This is a genomic window from Pseudomonas sp. BF-RE-21, assembly GCF_019947305.1.
GTDB lineage: Bacteria > Pseudomonadota > Gammaproteobacteria > Pseudomonadales > Pseudomonadaceae > Aquipseudomonas > Aquipseudomonas migulae.
In genome coordinates this window covers 16,787-33,000 of sequence record NZ_JAGYGF010000066.1, presented here as the reverse complement: position 1 = coordinate 33,000, position 16,214 = coordinate 16,787, and the positions used below count along the sequence as shown (strand labels likewise).

At 54.1% G+C, this 16,214-nt stretch carries 21 protein-coding genes and 2 pseudogenes; 17 read left to right on the top strand and 6 right to left on the bottom strand.

From position 1 onward, the window contains the following. Positions 1-65: 65 nt before the first annotated feature. The 11 genes and pseudogenes from KGB25_RS27410 to KGB25_RS30720 form a co-directional block, all read left to right on the top strand. A pseudogene (locus KGB25_RS27410) lies at positions 66-308 on the top strand (hypothetical protein); the annotation flags it as partial. A 384-nt stretch (positions 309-692) separates the two neighbouring features. Continuing rightward, positions 693-980 (top strand): hypothetical protein, encoded by a 288-nt coding sequence (locus KGB25_RS27405; RefSeq protein WP_223437507.1) that lies wholly within the window; start codon positions 693-695, stop codon positions 978-980. A 67-nt stretch (positions 981-1,047) separates the two neighbouring features. Then, on the top strand, positions 1,048-1,272 hold the full coding sequence (locus KGB25_RS27400) for a hypothetical protein (protein ID WP_223437505.1): 225 nt from the start codon (positions 1,048-1,050) through the stop codon (positions 1,270-1,272). A 227-nt stretch (positions 1,273-1,499) separates the two neighbouring features. Beyond that, on the top strand, positions 1,500-1,997 hold the full coding sequence (locus KGB25_RS27395; protein ID WP_223437503.1) for a hypothetical protein: 498 nt from the start codon (positions 1,500-1,502) through the stop codon (positions 1,995-1,997). Between the two features lie 580 nt (positions 1,998-2,577). Next, the gene (locus tag KGB25_RS27390; RefSeq protein WP_223437501.1) at positions 2,578-3,945 is read left to right on the top strand and encodes a hypothetical protein; all 1,368 of its coding nucleotides are present in this window, start codon (positions 2,578-2,580) and stop codon (positions 3,943-3,945) included. Between the two features lie 453 nt (positions 3,946-4,398). Continuing rightward, complete coding sequence (locus KGB25_RS27385) at positions 4,399-4,935, top strand: hypothetical protein (RefSeq protein WP_223437499.1); 537 nt, start codon at positions 4,399-4,401, stop codon at positions 4,933-4,935. Beyond that, positions 4,932-5,276, top strand: a complete 345-nt coding sequence (locus KGB25_RS27380; protein ID WP_223437497.1) for a hypothetical protein — start codon at positions 4,932-4,934, stop codon at positions 5,274-5,276. Before KGB25_RS27385 ends, KGB25_RS27380 begins: the two co-directional genes overlap by 4 nt. Positions 5,277-5,400: 124 nt before the next feature. After that, entirely contained in the window at positions 5,401-6,024 is a 624-nt protein-coding gene (locus tag KGB25_RS27375) for a hypothetical protein (protein WP_223437495.1), read from the top strand. 60 nt (positions 6,025-6,084) lie between these two features. Then, positions 6,085-6,396: a hypothetical protein gene (locus KGB25_RS27370; RefSeq protein WP_223437493.1), complete on the top strand. Its 312-nt coding sequence runs from the start codon at positions 6,085-6,087 to the stop codon at positions 6,394-6,396. Next, on the top strand, positions 6,393-6,899 hold the full coding sequence (locus KGB25_RS27365; RefSeq protein ID WP_223437492.1) for a glycine-rich domain-containing protein: 507 nt from the start codon (positions 6,393-6,395) through the stop codon (positions 6,897-6,899). The genes KGB25_RS27370 and KGB25_RS27365 overlap by 4 nt, the downstream gene beginning before the upstream one ends. 519 nt (positions 6,900-7,418) lie before the next feature. Then, positions 7,419-7,712: a zinc ribbon-containing protein gene (locus tag KGB25_RS30720; RefSeq protein WP_411740537.1), complete on the top strand. Its 294-nt coding sequence runs from the start codon at positions 7,419-7,421 to the stop codon at positions 7,710-7,712. Positions 7,713-7,827: 115 nt separating this feature from the next. On the opposite strand, the pseudogene KGB25_RS27355 reads toward KGB25_RS30720, so the two are convergent. From KGB25_RS27355 to KGB25_RS27345, 3 genes and pseudogenes are all read right to left on the bottom strand, one after another. After that, positions 7,828-8,447: pseudogene (locus KGB25_RS27355) on the bottom strand (tyrosine-type recombinase/integrase). A gap of 117 nt (positions 8,448-8,564) precedes the next feature. Continuing rightward, positions 8,565-8,942: a hypothetical protein gene (locus KGB25_RS27350; RefSeq protein WP_223437488.1), complete on the bottom strand. Its 378-nt coding sequence runs from the start codon at positions 8,940-8,942 to the stop codon at positions 8,565-8,567. Positions 8,943-9,361: 419 nt separating this feature from the next. After that, a complete protein-coding gene (locus KGB25_RS27345) occupies positions 9,362-10,420 on the bottom strand; it encodes an alpha/beta hydrolase family protein (protein ID WP_223437515.1) in 1,059 nt (352 codons plus the stop codon). Positions 10,421-10,784: 364 nt separating this feature from the next. Between KGB25_RS27345 and KGB25_RS27340 the strand changes: the two genes are divergently transcribed. After that, a complete protein-coding gene (locus tag KGB25_RS27340) occupies positions 10,785-11,483 on the top strand; it encodes an ion channel (RefSeq protein WP_223437486.1) in 699 nt (232 codons plus the stop codon). Between the two features lie 69 nt (positions 11,484-11,552). Here the strand turns inward: KGB25_RS27340 and KGB25_RS30430 are convergent, their stop codons facing one another. Beyond that, positions 11,553-11,687 carry a hypothetical protein gene (locus KGB25_RS30430; protein WP_263286214.1) on the bottom strand — a complete coding sequence of 45 codons (135 nt, stop codon included), beginning with the start codon at positions 11,685-11,687 and terminating at the stop codon, positions 11,553-11,555. A 222-nt stretch (positions 11,688-11,909) separates the two neighbouring features. On the opposite strand from KGB25_RS30430, the gene KGB25_RS27335 reads away from it, so the two are divergent. Next, positions 11,910-12,359: an anti-virulence regulator CigR family protein gene (locus KGB25_RS27335; protein ID WP_008030792.1), complete on the top strand. Its 450-nt coding sequence runs from the start codon at positions 11,910-11,912 to the stop codon at positions 12,357-12,359. Between the two features lie 133 nt (positions 12,360-12,492). Then, entirely contained in the window at positions 12,493-12,984 is a 492-nt protein-coding gene (locus KGB25_RS27330; protein WP_223437484.1) for a hypothetical protein, read from the top strand. Positions 12,985-13,064: 80 nt separating this feature from the next. Here KGB25_RS27330 and KGB25_RS27325 read toward each other — a convergent pair whose 3' ends face one another. Together KGB25_RS27325 and KGB25_RS27320 are read right to left on the bottom strand one after the other, a co-directional pair. Next, the gene (locus tag KGB25_RS27325) at positions 13,065-13,499 is read right to left on the bottom strand and encodes a GFA family protein (protein ID WP_223437481.1); all 435 of its coding nucleotides are present in this window, start codon (positions 13,497-13,499) and stop codon (positions 13,065-13,067) included. A 27-nt stretch (positions 13,500-13,526) separates the two neighbouring features. Further along, positions 13,527-14,468 carry a carbon-nitrogen hydrolase family protein gene (locus KGB25_RS27320; RefSeq protein WP_192417477.1) on the bottom strand — a complete coding sequence of 314 codons (942 nt, stop codon included), beginning with the start codon at positions 14,466-14,468 and terminating at the stop codon, positions 13,527-13,529. Between the two features lie 103 nt (positions 14,469-14,571). On the opposite strand from KGB25_RS27320, the gene KGB25_RS27315 reads away from it, so the two are divergent. The 3 genes from KGB25_RS27315 (at position 14,572) to KGB25_RS27305 (ending at position 16,193) form a co-directional block, all read left to right on the top strand. Then, entirely contained in the window at positions 14,572-15,261 is a 690-nt protein-coding gene (locus KGB25_RS27315) for a winged helix-turn-helix transcriptional regulator (protein WP_008030799.1), read from the top strand. Positions 15,262-15,303: 42 nt separating this feature from the next. Continuing rightward, positions 15,304-15,630 carry a low molecular weight protein tyrosine phosphatase family protein gene (locus KGB25_RS27310; protein WP_223437479.1) on the top strand — a complete coding sequence of 109 codons (327 nt, stop codon included), beginning with the start codon at positions 15,304-15,306 and terminating at the stop codon, positions 15,628-15,630. An 89-nt stretch (positions 15,631-15,719) separates the two neighbouring features. Continuing rightward, positions 15,720-16,193 (top strand): DUF6130 family protein, encoded by a 474-nt coding sequence (locus KGB25_RS27305; RefSeq protein WP_207286557.1) that lies wholly within the window; start codon positions 15,720-15,722, stop codon positions 16,191-16,193. Positions 16,194-16,214: the final 21 nt, after the last annotated feature.

Sequence of the window (16,214 nt, the reverse complement as noted above, 5' to 3'; positions counted from 1 at the left end):
GGCTTTAAGTGGGGGGGAGGTTGGTTCCGGGCACTGGATGCGTCGTCTGCGAACTCGATGCTTTCATCAGTCGCGACTACCAAGGCGGCCGGATCCGCATAGGTAATCAAGTCGGGCGCGTGACTGGCCCCGATACCATTGAGCTTCTTTTTCAGTGTTTGACTACGGACGGTGAGATTCTGGCCGGCTGGTCTCGTGGCACGGTAGGCGTTGATCACGCAGGGCGTACCACTTTGGCCTTCGTATGGGGTTGGTTGTCGGGCGCGACTGGCGGTGGGGAGTCCAGCTATGTCGAGCTTGTCGCGTAGCGGTTAGAAGAGCTTCTAAAGCGTGCCGAGCTTCATCAAACGACTTGAATGGTTTGTCAGGCATATAAGCCATACCCTGCCGCGATGAGCAGCGGAGAAACTAGCAATGACGCAAATGATCGAGATCATAAGCACATAGATGCCGACCAATTTAAGTAGCGCGAGATCAGAATAAATCCTGCCCCTTTTGACTGGGTGTGAGTAAGTGGCTGCTTCTGGCTGATTGCTGCCTATCGCGAAGGATCGCAATCGGCCAAAAGCGGTCCGTGGACAGCCTAATGGCGACACAGTAACTTGTGCGACAAGGATGACGAGAAATGCTCGTCAGCGGATCGTTCAGTGGGACGCCCACGTATGCCCTCTTCGCAACCTTTAGGTGCCGCAATGGACTTGCATAGCAAGCTGGTTTCAGCAATAGAAGCGTTTGATTGCTGGGAGCAGCCTTGGGAGTTTTATGAGTTTGTATCATCTACACCATCTCTAGACGCAAATAACCTTGAAGAGCTGAAGCGCGTCTGGGGAACAGCAATAGAGAGTGGAGGTTGGCTTGCGAGCAAGGACTTCGCTGATGGCTGCTCGTTTGTAGATGCTCGTCTTGCGTCTGGATTCCCATGGCTTTCGAACAAGGCCCGTCGGCAGCTTGTCAACGGGGCTTCCTACCAATGGCGGTAATACTCACCAGCTCGTCGAATCCGGCAAGCTAATGCATTCTTGTATAACTTAAATGCTAGAAATCCTCATGCCCAAATATTACACCCTCAACTCAGTAGATAAAACGGCGCGTCTAATCGTAGAGATGTTTGGTGTTTCGCCCGAATATGCGCACCTTTTAGCGGTAGGTGCTCTTGATGGAATTGAGTCGCATGGCGGAAATCCGCAGGATTGGGAAACGGTTAAAGAGACAGTGGGAGTAGTTGTGGCGGGCTGGATCAACATTGGCGCATATTGTTCAAAAGCCCATTAATTGAATGTCTGCTTAGGGGCGTTTTCTGACTCTCGCGACGGGCAGAAAACGGCCAGAAGCAGACCTCCACTATTCACCCTGATGCGAGAGTGAGACCGCTGGCCCAATTGTTTTTCCTTCTCGCCCCGAGCTACCCTCGCTACAAGTCGAAAACTGTGGGCAAACGGGCTTGCCTTCGTGGTGAATTCCCGTCGGCCAAATAAACTGACAGGAAGCTGAGGGGAAAAGTGGACTTTAAAGAAGCATATATCCTAGTAATGGAGCTGGCCCACGCCATGCCTGCGCTATTCGACGAAGTCGAAATAAAACTCGCATTCGGTGACGCTAATCCCGCCATCGGCGACTGGTCGGACCCAGCCAACCTAGGAATGCTCGTAACCGGCGATGGAATTGGCTGCAAGAGCGGCGTGTACTTTTTTGGCTCTCCGGAGGGGGAAATCCTCTATATCGGAAAGGCAACTAAAAACAACCTTCACTATAGGGTTTGGGATCATGTTAAGACGCCCAACATCCGAGAAGACGGAAGCCGGACCTTTCCCAATCACCGGTTCACCGGGTTTGAGCAAGCAAAAAATCAAATGCCCCACATTCTAAACGGTGAAGCACGGATTGCAGTCATCACCATCTCTGACCCAGAAGTGGTATCCCTCATAGAGGTCTATCTCCATACGGCCCACAAAAAAAGGCACGGCATTTTGCCTGCTTTCAACAGACAAATTGGATAGGCGCCTAACTGGCGATTCTGATCACTTATTGAGACGGGCTAACTATATTAGATCGTCAGCTGACAATCATATTTGACCGCATTTTACAGCGAGCCCAACTATTGCGACACACAGCAATTGGCCGTTAGCGGTCGTTCGTGGAGTGTGGCTACGGCCAGGAACTGCCGCTCACATATGGTAGCTTGCCCGTCGCTACCAGCCGATATCGGCTCAATTTTGACCCGAAAGCATCGTAAGTGGTCCATGAACCCCAAATTCAAAGTACCCACTTGAATCCGGATGCTGTGCTCCCGATTTCTTTCTGGAGCCCACAGCCATGATGCGACCCGACGCCAAAGTCGAAAAAAGTCTACCTCTACCTCAAGCCCAACGGGACCGGGCAACATCAACTCTCAGCACGGCTACGCAGCAAGCAGCCTTGCTGGTGATACTGGCCTGATGACATAGTAGGCGTTCAGGCATTCACATCAGGGATGACCCGTTGAGTCGGAACGGATAGCGCTGCTGATTGACTGCGACAACGTAAGCCATGCCTCTACGAGCGGTATGCTTTTACATAGAAAACGTTAGGTCATACGGAATGAAATTTCTCGACGATATAATGCAGTCGGTTTCTGGAAGCACTAAAACGAAGGTTGAAGATCCGTTTATAGGTGCCTTCATCGGATCATGGATAATCTGCAATTGGAATCACCTGGCCCTATTAGTCTGGGGTGATGGCACCGCCGCAGAGAGAATCAATGCTCTCGGCAAGCATTTCAAAGAGATGGATATAATTGGTTTCAACTCAATACTAGTCATACCGATCATCATGACGGCGCTTTTCCTTTTTGCTTTCCCTTGGGTATCGTTCTGTCTAAAGTTTTTGCAAAAATTCGCTAATGAGCGTTTGCACCAACAAGCAGTGTCAATCGAAATCAATAAGGTTCAGCAGCAAGAAGCACTGAACAAGCAAAGGCTGTTAGCAGACCCCGAAAAAGAGTTTTTAGGGGAAAACTTAAAATTAGATATTGAGCGTAGAAAAGAATTAATCGAACAATTGAAACTCCGAACAACACGATTCAAGAGGAAAGTCGAAGTAGCTACAGCCACAGCCGCAGAAGCGAAAGCTGCGTCAGAAGCTACTGCCGCCGCTGCCGCAGAAATAAGAAGTCGTGCGAATCTGGCTGAATTGGAAGAAGAGAAAAAGAAAGCAAGTGCTGAGCTTGAGAAGCAAAAATTCGGCCTGGCAAGTACCCAGCTAAAGTCAGCGCAAGCATCAAATCGTTTTCCATCAGCGTATAGTCTGATGCAAACAATCGAAGAAAGTCTAAAGGGTGATGAAATCTATTTATCTTTAGATGGACTTGGCGAAATTGTAGCAATGATTTTTGGCTACAAGAGTTTTTACACACTGGTGCATGACGAGAATTTCAATAACAAAACCTTAGCTCAGGTTTCCTATATTTACTATGATCGCGAGGAGTTCGCATCGACCCTTGAAACCATAGTTCAAAACGAAGGGGCGAGAAACGAAGATCTGGATGCAGAGGCACTATTTGATCATGTGATTTCGACCTTTGAAAACTCGGAATTTAAATTACTGTCAAAAGATGAAATCGAAGAGGTTTGCAGAGAGATCTGCGAAAACATGAAAGATGATTTGATGGAAAGCGATGAGTTTTCTGGCCCAATAGCTGATTCGGATACCATGTACGACGACATTGAAATAAACGATTTGGAAGATATCAAATTCGATGATGGTTTGAGCGTCACCTTTTCAGGCTCGGCAAGTGGTATTCACAGGAAAGAATTCGATATTCCTGGACGTGATATTGAGTTCAGTATCGAAATCAAAAGCGCTGTGGTCGTGGGAACGAGAGGTATGGGAAATTTTGAACGTAGTGAAGTTTCAGCCAATCTGGCTGACTACGACTACGATCCTGAAAATGAGACGGAAGAGGCTTAAACAACCCGCATCTGGATCAAATTGCCGGAGCATCGAATGAGGCTCTACTCCGGCTTCATCCACTTGCCGCTTGTTGGTTCAGAGAGGATTCTGAGCAGAATAAGAACAGACTCTGAACGCATTCAGAATTGGTTCAAAGCGAAATCAGACCAAAATACCGCCTGATGAGGCTGTTTTATGACCAATCTAGCTCACGTTCCTTCAGCTTTCCCTTCTCAGACGCAGGCTTCAAAACCCTCGCCCTTGGAGCGGATGCATTTAACCCACCTACCCATCGTTCGCTTCTGGCCGGATGCTGCCCTTCACGATAGACAGCAAACGACCCTTTGCGGACGTTCCCGCACAAATCGAATAAAGTACAGGGGGTGATCTATTGCCTCGATGCTTGACTGACTTCCTCTGCATTACCTGACTGATAGCTGCCCGAAGCTTATCCACCGACAAGGAGTCCCAATGCAATCCCCTGAACTCTCGCTGGCCGGGAAGCTTGATAGCAACCTGACTAAAGGTCTTTGCTTGCTGTTTGGCTGGCTAATCAAAGCCTTAATTTGGCTGTTGGGCCTGTTATCGCTGGGAGGCCAAACCCCACAGATTTTCGAGTATGGGGAGGGCCTAGCTGATGTCTCATGGGCTGAGTGGGGCTTTATGCTGCTTTTCGCATTGTTGCTTCGGCGGCACATTCGTTACTGTCGGCACTTTGCCATTGGTCTATGGAGAGGGATAAGCCGATTGCTGACTTTTCAAGGGCGGCTGGTGTGTGTAGGGCTCAGTATTTTCGGCTTTGCTACTGGTGTTGAGCAACAGCTGGGGACTCCGGTTGATCTGTTGAGCACTGTTGCGGACCCCGTCACGGAGCTTACTGCATTGGGTTTCACCCTTCTGGCGCTTTATCTAGCGGCCCCTACCGCAACCTCTGAAAGCTCGCGGCCAAGCACTACTTTACGTGTCGAACCCGCGATCACCACAGCTGAAAAGGAAGTCACCGTTTGAAAGCCTTGAACCTTGCACTTTCCCTGCTGCTCGGCAGCGCTACTACTCCTTATGCCTTGGCTAATGATGATGCAAAGCATCTGATCATCAGTTGCCAGGAACTGCTAAAGATCTATTCAAAGCGCGATGAGCAGCGTCTCGTTGCTGGTCTTACAACGTCAACCTCTGGAGCACTGCGCGCGGGTTACTGCCGTGGTGTGCTCGATGAATTTCGACGCAGTAGTGATCTCTGCGCTCAGAGCGACTGGTACGCTCAAGCTGCACGCATCGCAGTCTACTCAGAAGACGCAGAGCAACTGCCAGCAGTAGAAACATTGTTGAATCAATCCTGTGCGCTCTAATTTGAACCAGTGGCCTGAGCATACAGAGGTTCTGGAGCGACTGCTTTGCCCGCCGCTATCGGCCCCTCTATCCCAAAAGCAGTACGGGGCTCTTAGAATCGCGCTTAATACGCTGGTTGACGCATTGGCGAGTAAGACCATAAAGGGGCGCGGGGCGCTGAAAGAAACACTGCCACCACTAATAATGATGGAGCGCAGCAGACCGGATGGGCCTGGCGCTACAGGTAGTCGTGAACGTTGGTACCTGAATCCTGCCGATGAGGTGTTGATCTGGAATGCAATCGTATTGCAGGGCCTGTTCGGTGTGCCAAAAATTGCGATCATGCTCATCAGGGATCGCTCGGAGCGACAGGCTTATGTGGACTGGGCCAGGCAGCTATTCCTAGATCGCCAGTCCGTTGCAGGTCTTGGGCTGTTGCGCCAAGAGATGATCATTCTGCTTGATCGATTAGCCAATGTGGATCTTTCCAAAGAAAAGCTGACCAATCCATTTGCGGATGCATTGCCACAAATGGGACTTGGCCCACACCAAGGTAATCTATTGAAAACTCTGGCAAGCCAGACAGCTGCGCTGTCGGTGGGTGACAGCATGATGGCGCACTACCTCGACGGTGAGCTGGGGCTGGCCTATGAGAGAGCCAGTAGAGTGGTGACAGATAATGTCCTGCTACTGAAGTACCGCGATCTCATTATCAGCGAATACCAGGACGCGAAGGAGTTTGATGATTTGTTGGATTTCCTTCGCTGACCTATTGGTTGTGGAATCCACACACCGAGACTGGCTCCGTCACCACACACGGAGCCAGTCATGCACACCATTCAATCCATTCTCTCCTGCTGCCAACACCAGGTCAGCGCCTGTCACCAGGCCAGAGCCCTGGGCATTGATCAAGCTCTTTTATCGGGAACGCCCTTTACCGCTTTGGGCGGCAAGCGCGTGCGCTGTCGTGAAGGTTTGCTGCGCTTCAAGCTCGGCAGTGACTGGCGTTTGCTATATCAAATCACAGCTACCGGCTACGCACCTTGCGCGCTGGTCAGCCGTCAATGTTTCGAGCGTGAGCTGAAGCGAAGGCGAGCTATCAAGGCCTGCAACCTTCAATCACAGGAGAAACACACATGAATGCAATCGTATCGCTGAACAAGCCACTGCTGGCGGCAAACGGCCTGGACATGAGCGTCAGCCGCCTGGACTTCAAGCGTTTGAAGCACAAGTACACCGAATCCTCGGAGGCAGAAATGTCAACAGCTGAATGGGATATGGCCGAAGAGGAGTACCGCCGCTTTCTGACACTAAAGAGCCTCTACCCATCGGTTGCACTGGTGCCCAGCAAGACGGTGGATACCCTCTGGCATGCCCACATATTGGATACCCGCGCCTACCGCAAAGACTGCCAGCAGGTGTTCGGTCGCTTTATTGACCATTACCCCTACTTCGGCATCTACGGCCAGGACGATTACCAAGAGCTGAAGAATGCCTTTGCCCATACAGTCACACTGTATGAAAAGCACTTTGGTGCGTATCCGGGGGGCGGTGACGAGACTCAGGCCATGCGTTGTGGTGACGACCATAAGTGCCATGCACCGACCAGTTGCGCCTGCCGCGTAGAAGGTGCTTGCAAGTAATCCCTATTCAACTCATTTAGGAAACGATGATTATGAGCAAACAACCGAAAAAACCAAGCCGCCCGAGCCCCCAACACACACCTCGTCCGGTAGTTCCTAATCTGCCAAGCACCACAGGCAACAAGTCCGGCGGTGATCGCGGCAACTATCCACCAGCGAAATCTAAGTAAGCGCACAAGTATGACAGGCTGTGGGGGATGGCATTTTCCTCTGCCTGTCATACTTTTACGCGCATCAATCGCGATGGATTATCCTGATATTTGCTCCAAAAGTGGTTGTGGGTGACCGCTTCTGGCCGTTTTCTGCCTATCACGAAGAGCAGGCAACCTGGCGACCCATTGCGGCCGTTCGGAGCCGACTGATGTCGGCCAACCACGATCACCCCGCGAGACCAGAGCCGATCTGTCCTGATTCAAAGGATCCTAAGGGCTGTATGGATTAACCACATATTTTTTTGGTGATGGCTACTTGAAATCGCCACTGATCTCCTCAATTGACTAGGATACCTCGGAGCATCTGTTGCCGGGTCTAGTCAGTTCACACCCAAGGAGTTGGTTAATGGCTATAAGTGATAGCAGTCAGAAAAAGGTCATCTCGGCCTCCACGGCAAGTGAGAAACACTTTCAGAAGATCCAAAAAACCGGCAGTACACCCAGCCACCCGGGAATATACGAGTGCCAGAAGTGTGGCTATGAGGACTTGATAAACCGTGAGTGCACCAAGCTTCCACCATGCAGTGAATGCAGCGGAAGTGACTGGAAAATGAGCGTCTTCGCACAGAATAGCGATCAGAAGAACGGTAAGCCGTTCTAACGCTTTCGGCCGACTCCGTGAGTATTGAGCACAACCTTAAGATAAGGTTTTTAGGAGCGAGAGGCCGCAATGGGTCGGAAAGCGACGGTCTGGCTCAGATCGTTGCAGTGGATGATTAGACTTCTGTCTGCTCTGCCATTTCTAGAGCATCGTCTACCTCAATGCCCAAGTACCTGACAGTGCTTTCGAGCTTCGTATGACCAAGCAAGAGTTGGACTGCTCTCAAGTTCTTTGTCCTGCGATAGATCAACGATGCCTTGGTTCGCCGTAGCGTGTGAGTACCGTACATCGTCGGGTCAAGTCCAGTGGTTGTTACCCATGCTTTGACTATTCGAGCGTATTGCCTGATGGATAAATGAACTGAGCCATGCACCGGGTCGGGAACAGGAAGTCCTCACCACGAAGATGGGCCTGATGCATCCAAGCCTCCAGATCTATTCGTGTTTGCTCAGTATTTTCAAACTGCACTGGATGCTGAGTTTTCTGCTGCATCACGATGGCCCGTGATGAAACATGCTCCCCAAGCGCAATGTCTCGTACTCGCAGCTTGGTTAAGTCACAGGCGCGCAGTTTGCTGTCGATGGCTAAGTTGAAGAGAGCCAGATCCCGCGTCTTCTCCGCGAGCGGAAATCTGACCCGAATAGCCCAGAGATCTCTGACTCGGAGCGGGGCTTTCTGCCCTACAAGCTTTCCCTTGTTCCAAGGCTGATCGCGAAATAAATCAATAGTGTTCATGGTTTGTCCTCCTGGTTGAGGGAGGACAAGGGTGGATCAGTCGTAATGCGTGATGGTCGCTAATCGACCCTTTACAGTCGTTTGAAAGTGTCTACTAGATCAGGGGCGATTCAGGATCTAGCATTCGATATAGCCAGCTAAACGCATTACGTCGCTCACATTTTCAAGCCTGACAGTAAACTCTCCGGCGTTAGTTTCTTTTGCACCGGGAATTCGACCAATGATTTCCTCACGCGAAAATTTTGGGAGCCGGAGGCATGGCTTCCTGAAATAGAACAACATCCATCTCTGGTTCGGAATGAATGCAAAATCCCAGTCGTTGCCACGCAAGAAACGAAAATCCTTGATGTGTCCGTGCGAACTTGGAAAGAAGTCATAGCCTTTCAGCGTTGATGCCCATCCAACCATGTACAAGAACGCGTGTTTAGCCTCTGGAGTGCACAGGATCTCGTAGTATTTCCGGAAAAGCTCACTGTTCTCAGCTCCGCGCAGCATCTCGCAATCTCCCAGTACTTAGTGACAGATCACAAGTATGATGTATGCGCCCGGTTTCAGGATCGCGGCCCGTCGGAACCATCCATCAGTTCCTTGCTACTGTCGGTCCGGGCCCGGCGCGGGTCCACTAGATTCATGAGAGTGACGCTAGTTTATGGTCGCAGTAGCCCGGTAGGTAGATCCGATCGAGCCCACCCAGCATGGCGCTGTCAAGGTCGCGGGTGTCGCTACTCAAGGAGAATCACGCCCATTTCTTGATGCGCATTGAATGGCTGCTTCTGGCCGATAGCAGCTGTTCGCGACAGACCACTCCGACCCAAAGCGCTCATCCCTGGCCAACCTATCCGACAAATTGCGCGGACGCTGTACCTGCCCCAGCGGTTTTTTTGTCGAGCTACGACAGTTCTCGTACCACGATTTTACAAACTCTTTTCTTTATAGATTGATGACTGAAGAAACTCGGTGATCAGCGAAGTAACCTGCTGTTGGATCAAATCCCGCGGGCGAGCGCCATTGCCATCGCCATCCCGGCAAATGATGCCATCGCCTGGCACTTCTTCTTCGAGCATCGCTTCTGCGCCCGGTTTGCACACTGACAAGAAGCTGAAATGGCTTGCGTCGCTGATTTCGACGTAACGGCTTGACGCCGGAGGCAGGCGTTTGGCCAGGTTGGCAGACTCCAGCTCTGCGGGAAGATCGTGCGACGGTACGCCGGCAGCGATCACCAGCGTTGGTACCGGCAGCGCGGCCAGGCTTTCATCGGTCATGCCCCGTGAAAGGCCCAGGTCCAATGTGACCACAGCCGTGACGCGTTCATCGCGCAAATCGGCGGCCAACGCGGTCTTTGATTCTGAGGTGCTAGCGGGGTTCATCTTTCCGTAGACGCTGCAACTTGCTAACTGCGGGTGTGCTTTGCAGTCTTGAGCGAAGCGGTCTGGATCGAAACGGGCACCGGCGATCTCCAGGGCGGTCCAGCCGCCGAGTGAATGGCCCACTACTGCAATTCGGTCATTGGCGACCAGGCCGAATTTTTCCGGTTGAGCCGTGACCCCATCAATGGCTCGGCTTACATCAACGGGCCGCTGCCATAACTGCGCTGCTGCTTGAGGGCTACGGTCATGAGTGGTGCTGCCAGGGTGATTGATTGCGGCGACGATGTAACCCCTGTGAGCCAGAGCGCTGGCAAGCCAGATCTGGTTGCTCCAGTTGCCTCTGTACCCGTGGGAGAGCACCAATAATGGATGCTTGCCAGCAGCGGGCGGCGCGTCACGAACGGCAGAGGCCCCGACGAACACCACATCATCGCCAATCAATTGCGTGGCGGCGGTCGTTGCACTGGGGTACCAGACGACCATTTCCAGTGTGCGGTCATTGTGCGCATCCGCCAGTGTGGAAGAGCGGAAGCCGACAGGGTTCTCGCCAGCGAGCGCGACAGTCGTCAGGCAGGTCAATAACAGGGTGCTAAAAGCTATTTTCAATGTCGTTTCTTCCTTGAATGGACAAGTACATGGCAACCGGAACCCGCTGTCAGGCGCATCCATCGTACGGAGTCGAAGCTCATGGGGTTGCCTATAAGCACGGACATTAAAGCCCACATTCGAACCGTCGCGCACGACTTTCATCATTAACGCTGTTCGCGGTCTTTAGTCAGAAGACTGAACGCTAACTTTTGGCCGATTGCCGTCAGCCGATCAGGGTAGAAATCGACCCATAGTTGTCCGGCTGAATCCTCTCACATGCATTCGCGACTAGAATTCCACTGCCGACACTTCTAAAACCAGGCCAGTTTTAAAACCTGTAGCGCCAGGTATCGAACGTTGTTTCGGTCTATGGGAAACCGGTATGACAGATCCGAAAAACAAAACCGAATCCGACGAGGATCTAGGTCAGATGGTCATAGGGCGAGGGCCCTGCACCTATCTGTTGCTGCTCTTACTTGGATTGATCCTCCTGTTTCCCTTTCTTGAGGAGGGCATATTTGCCCGCACGTTGCTCGGCATTCTGTTTTCAACCGTGCTGCTCGTGGGCGCTTTCGCCACCCGGCAGACACGGTGGGGGTTCATCCTCAAACTGGGCCTGGCGTTGCTTGGGGTTGGCCTGCAATGGACGGCGTTGTGGGTTGGGAGCATCGCGATTCTTAATCTTGCCGGGATAGCTTATGCGACATCTCTTGCAGTCTCGTTCATCGGAGTGCTTCGCTATATTCTCCAGCGCGGGCCGATTACGGCCGACAAGCTGCATGGTGCGCTTGCGGGTTACATCCTGCTGGCGTTCGTCTGGTCCTTCGTCTATGCCTTGCTCGAGATATCCAGCGCTGGCTCATTCGGCCCAAGCCACCTCGACTTTGGACAGCCCGGCACGTTCTTCAAACTGATCTATTTCAGCCTCACGACGCTCACAACCACCGGTTACGGTGATGTTCTCCCGTTGACCAACCATGCCCGCTCACTTGTGATGGTCGAAGAGTTTTCAGGCGTCTTTTATGTGGGTGTTGTGATAGCGCGGCTTGCCGGTCTGTATCCGTCGAATCAGACCAAGTGACTCTCGATTTGCTGTGGCCGAACCGATGCCGTCAGTCGGGAGGTAATGTTCGCTGTTGATCGCTTTCCACTACGACTTCTTCGACGGGTAGTTGCCACGCAAGCCCCCGGACTTGTTGCCGGTTTTGCCGGGCAGGTTGGGCACCACCGGGCGGGATCTGGGCTGAGGGTTGGAGCGGCTGCGGGGTTGAGGTTGTTTGCTCATTGTTCACCTCCTGAAAACGCCTGGCTACTTGGCGCTCTGCATTGACACTTGGCTAGTGTGCTACGAGTTACCAAAATCCGCAGCACACAAGCGCAGACAAAACGGGCTGCTGGCAAGGCGCAGATGCATCGGGTGGGGCCATAAATAAGCGGAACTGGAACTCACATCGTCAATAGCGTCTAAATTTCAGAGAGACAACCCGCCACTCTGAGGGAACGACTCATGCACAGATCACGCTCATTGGTTGCCGCGATTACATGCCTTGCGCTGGTTTGCGGCTCAGCGACCGCATTGGCTGATCCTGGTAATGGAAAGGGCCAGGGAAAACCGCAAAACAATCAAGTCCATGGCAATCAAGGCGGCAAAGGCAAAAACGCCGGAGGCGGCGATTGGAGTCATGGCCCCAGTATCAATCAGGGAAGCATTCTCGGGATCGTTGGCGAATACAGGGACTACTGGAGTCCCGGCCCTGCGTTGCCACCCGGAATTCAGAAAAACCTCGCTCGAGGAAAGCCGCTTCCACCCGGCATTGCGAAAAAGCTGGATGGACGCCTGATTGGCAGGTTGCCGCATTATGATGGATACGAATGGCAGCAAGCAGGCACCGATTTGATACTGGTCGCACTGGCAACCGGGATCATCTATGAAGTCCTCAACGGGGCCTTTGACTGATATTTGAACCCTGCGGTTGCGGTGCTTTTACCAGGTGGTGAGCGCACCGCACTCCGTCCGTCGCAGGAGTTGAACTGTCGCCGGGCAATTGCGTCCTAATGCATGCGATATCAACCACCTTATGGAAGCAATCATGCTTTTAAAAAACAAGAGTTTCGTTGCTGTCATGTCATGCGCCCTCATGCTTGCAGCCGCCCCATTACTTCCTGCTGACCTCTCTGTCATGAACTCCGCCTATGCGAAGGACGGCAACGGAGGCGGTAATGGCGGTGGTGGTGGTAACGGCGGCGGAAACGGTGGTGGTAATGGCGGTGGCCACGGCGGCGGCACAGGTGGCGGTCACGGCGGTTCCGATCACGGCAACGCCAACAGCAACGGCCATGGCAATGGACTGAGCAGCGATCATGCCGGAAGGGCTGTTCGCGACCGTGGCGAAAGCGGAAACCACTACGGCAGTGACCGCAATGGTGAGCGCGGTCATGGCACAACGACGTCTGGCATCGCCCATTCCAAAGACACTCGCGGCGTGGCCAAAGCCTCCGCAATCTCGGCCTCGACACCCGGGGATCACAACGCGAAAGGGTTGAGCAAAGCCGGGACGTCGATTTCAAAGAAATCGCACTGATCAGCGTCACTCGCAGCACGCAACCCTGAACAAAACGGGCGCCCGACAAGGCGCCCGTTTTTTTTACTCCGGTGTCAGCGCTATTCGTCCACGCTGATACCCGATCCTCCCAGTTCGTTGGGAACATCCTTCAGCTTGGGCAATCCATCCTTGATGCGCAGCACGCTCTCCTGATAGTGCACGTGAACGCCTGGCGAGTACGCGAGATCCGGAATGATCGCGGCATACACGTCGACGAGCCCCATGCCCGGGTGTTCAGTAAAGAGATGCCCGCCACACGTCTTGCACCACTTGCGGTAACTCTGCGGTGTCTTGTTGTAGGTGCCGATGTTGTCAGCTCCGCGAGTCACCTGCACCGCCTCGGGTTTCCACAGCGTGAAGGCGTTGACCGGTCCTGCTGACCAATGCCGACACGATTCGCAATGGCAATAACCCATCCCGACCGGCTCGCCACTGACCGTGAGCTCGACTGCGCCGCAAAAACAACTGCCCTTGTAAGACCGTTCATTGTTCATTGCATAACTCCCATCAATGGTTTGCCTTCACCCGTCGATATAGCGCACCGCAGTCGCCGGTGTGCGCCGCACCTGCAATTCGAAAATGTCAGGGCGCGCGTAATGCCCGGTGACGTCGAGCGCTCGTCGCGCTGGCGCCACCTGTGCGACGTCGATGTCCGCATACAAAATGCCGGCCTCCCGGTGCAATGGACCGGCGACGATCCGGCCTTGCGGATTGACCACCACCGAGTCGCCGTCGTTGATCCATTCCTGCGGATCCGGAAACAGTTGCGCACGCGCCGGAAAGTCTTCGGGGATGTCGCTGCCGCGCAGTGCGGTGCCACTGCCGAGCACCCAACAACGTCCTTCGAGTGCAATGTGACGCATCGTGCTGATCCAGCCATCGCCCGCGTCGTACGTGGGGGCGACGTAGATTTCCACTCCTTGAGCATAGAGTGAATAGCGTGCCAGCGGCATGTAGTTTTCCCAGCAGATGAGCGCCCCCACGCGACCGACCGGTGTCTCGACCGTACGCAGGCCGCAGGCATCACCGAAGCCATGCACCATGCGCTCGGGATTCGTTGGCATCAGCTTGCGGTGTCGGTTGAGCACTGCGCCGTTCGCGCCGATAACGACTACGCTGTTATAGAGCGTGCCGCCGCCATTGCACCGGTCGCATTCATTGATGCCGCACACGATCGTCACGGCGTGAGCCCTCGCGGCCTCGCACAAAGGGCTCAGGTCACCGTTCGTAATATCAACGGCGTTGGCCAGCAACTGCGTGTGCAACTGGCCCATGACAGCCCCGTCCTTTCCCGCCGCCAGCCGCCAGATCCACGACGGGTAACCTGGAATGAACGATTCGGGCAAAACGATCAGCGAAGCTCCCGCCGCCGCAGCTTCGGCGACCGATTGCACGGCCCGGGCGATCGTTGCGCCGCGATCGAGCAGCACGGGCGGGCGCTGAATAATGGCAACCTTGGTCATGGCGTTCACCTTTGGTTCTTGGCTTCGAAGGCTTGAGCGTGCGCGTGGCGAAGTGGCGGGGCTAGTTCAGAATCTGAAGCGTTGTAATTGCGGAGCCCAGGCAATGGACGAAAGCTACGGTCAGTTCTGCACGGTCGCACGCGGTGCCGAAGCACTGTGTGAGCGCTGGACACCTTTGGTCGTGCGCGAACTGTTGTGCGGCAGCAAGCGCTTCAACGAACTGCACCGCGGCGTCCCCCGGATGTCCACCAACCTGCTGACACAGCGGCTGCGCCATCTGGAAGAAATCGGCGTCGTGCACCGCACAGCCACGGGCAAAGTCTGGGAGTACAGCCTGACCGAGGCGGGCAAGGAGTTGCGCCCGATCATCATGGCGCTGGGTCATTGGGGCGCACGCTGGATCGGCAGCCGCCTGCGCGATGATGAACTCGACGCGGGCTTGCTGATGTGGGACGTGCGCCGGTTCGTGCGCATCGAAACATTCCCGCCCCGACCGGTGGTCATCCACTTCACGTTCCGCGACGCACGGCCCGGCGAACAAGCGTGGTGGCTCGTGGTTGAAGAGGGGGTAGCCGACCTGTGCCGCGACGACCCTGGCCGCGAACTGACCCTCGTCGTGGACTCCAGCGTGCGCGCATTGACCGAGGTGTGGACGGGCGACCGCACGCCGGGGGACGTTCTTCAGTCGCGAGAGCTGCGTGTGGATGGCGCCGTACAAGACGCGAAAAGCCTGTGGCGCTGGCTTGGCACGAGTGCGTTCGCGGGCACCCGGAGTGCGGCCGTGACCCGGTAATTCGCCTGAGTCCCAGGCGCGTTAACTGTCGGGAGTCATACGATGTTGAACGTACTTTTCATCTGCAGCCAGAACCGCCTGCGCAGCCCCACGGCCGAGCGACATTTTGCTGACTGGCCGGGCGTGAAAACCGCGTCGGCGGGCATCAGCAACGATGCGTATGTTCCGGTCAGCCTGGAACTGCTGCAGTGGGCTGAACTGATCGTTGTCATGGAGCCCATTCATCGCAACAAACTGATGGCTCGATTTGGTTCGGAACTGGCGGACAAACCCGTCGTTTGTTTGGACATACCGGATATTTTTCAGTACATGGAACCGGCGCTGATCAAGCTATTGGATGAGAGGGTTGCGCGGTATTTGCCTTCCTGAAGTGAGCGGCAAAAGACGCCCCGTCAGCCCTGCAATGCATTCTCTGCAATGGACTAGCCTTGAGTAACATCATGCGGGAGTAAAACGCCATGTCCGTCGCGCTCAGAAATCTGTGTGTCCTGGCCTTGGGTGGCTTTTTTTGCATGGCTGCATTCGGTGAAGGAGAAGCGGATACCGATCACCCACCGGCAATACTCCCGCTGGAATCCGAAGCGCTGCCAAAACTCATTGCCTATCCACCGCTTGCCGAGCCGCTGGCCCGTGGTGTTGTCATCATCCAGTATCGAACAGAGCACGCCAGGATCATGCCGGTATTTGGCAAGGCAGCGGGTGAAGTCTCACCTCGTCTCAGCCACCTCCATGTGACGGTCGATGACTGGAAAGGTACGTGGGCGCATACCAGTGACGGCCCGATTATCCTGGTTGGACTGACGCCCGGTGCTCACAAGGTTCTTCTGGAAGTGGCCGACCCGACGCACAAGATCCTCACCGGTACGACAGTGAGTTTTACCGTTCCCGAGAAGAAATCATCGAACGTCTCCCACATGGACGCTGGTGGCTGAAGCGTTCAGCGGGTGTTTCAT

Excerpts from the sequence above, each read along its gene's own strand:
- KGB25_RS27405 (WP_223437507.1), top strand. The coding sequence starts at position 693 with ATGGACTTGCATAGCAAGCTGGTTTCAGCAATAGAAGCGTTTGATTGC.
- KGB25_RS27400 (WP_223437505.1), top strand. The coding sequence starts at position 1,048 with ATGCCCAAATATTACACCCTCAACTCAGTAGATAAAACGGCGCGTCTA.
- KGB25_RS27390 (WP_223437501.1), top strand. The coding sequence starts at position 2,578 with ATGAAATTTCTCGACGATATAATGCAGTCGGTTTCTGGAAGCACTAAA.
- KGB25_RS27385 (WP_223437499.1), top strand. The coding sequence starts at position 4,399 with ATGCAATCCCCTGAACTCTCGCTGGCCGGGAAGCTTGATAGCAACCTG.
- KGB25_RS27370 (WP_223437493.1), top strand. The coding sequence starts at position 6,085 with ATGCACACCATTCAATCCATTCTCTCCTGCTGCCAACACCAGGTCAGC.
- KGB25_RS27365 (WP_223437492.1), top strand. The coding sequence starts at position 6,393 with ATGAATGCAATCGTATCGCTGAACAAGCCACTGCTGGCGGCAAACGGC.
- KGB25_RS27350 (WP_223437488.1), bottom strand. The coding sequence starts at position 8,942 with ATGCTGCGCGGAGCTGAGAACAGTGAGCTTTTCCGGAAATACTACGAG.
- KGB25_RS27340 (WP_223437486.1), top strand. The coding sequence starts at position 10,785 with ATGACAGATCCGAAAAACAAAACCGAATCCGACGAGGATCTAGGTCAG.
- KGB25_RS30430 (WP_263286214.1), bottom strand. The coding sequence starts at position 11,687 with ATGAGCAAACAACCTCAACCCCGCAGCCGCTCCAACCCTCAGCCCAGA.
- KGB25_RS27335 (WP_008030792.1), top strand. The coding sequence starts at position 11,910 with ATGCACAGATCACGCTCATTGGTTGCCGCGATTACATGCCTTGCGCTG.
- KGB25_RS27330 (WP_223437484.1), top strand. The coding sequence starts at position 12,493 with ATGCTTTTAAAAAACAAGAGTTTCGTTGCTGTCATGTCATGCGCCCTC.
- KGB25_RS27325 (WP_223437481.1), bottom strand. The coding sequence starts at position 13,499 with ATGAACAATGAACGGTCTTACAAGGGCAGTTGTTTTTGCGGCGCAGTC.
- KGB25_RS27320 (WP_192417477.1), bottom strand. The coding sequence starts at position 14,468 with ATGACCAAGGTTGCCATTATTCAGCGCCCGCCCGTGCTGCTCGATCGC.
- KGB25_RS27315 (WP_008030799.1), top strand. The coding sequence starts at position 14,572 with ATGGACGAAAGCTACGGTCAGTTCTGCACGGTCGCACGCGGTGCCGAA.
- KGB25_RS27310 (WP_223437479.1), top strand. The coding sequence starts at position 15,304 with ATGTTGAACGTACTTTTCATCTGCAGCCAGAACCGCCTGCGCAGCCCC.
- KGB25_RS27305 (WP_207286557.1), top strand. The coding sequence starts at position 15,720 with ATGTCCGTCGCGCTCAGAAATCTGTGTGTCCTGGCCTTGGGTGGCTTT.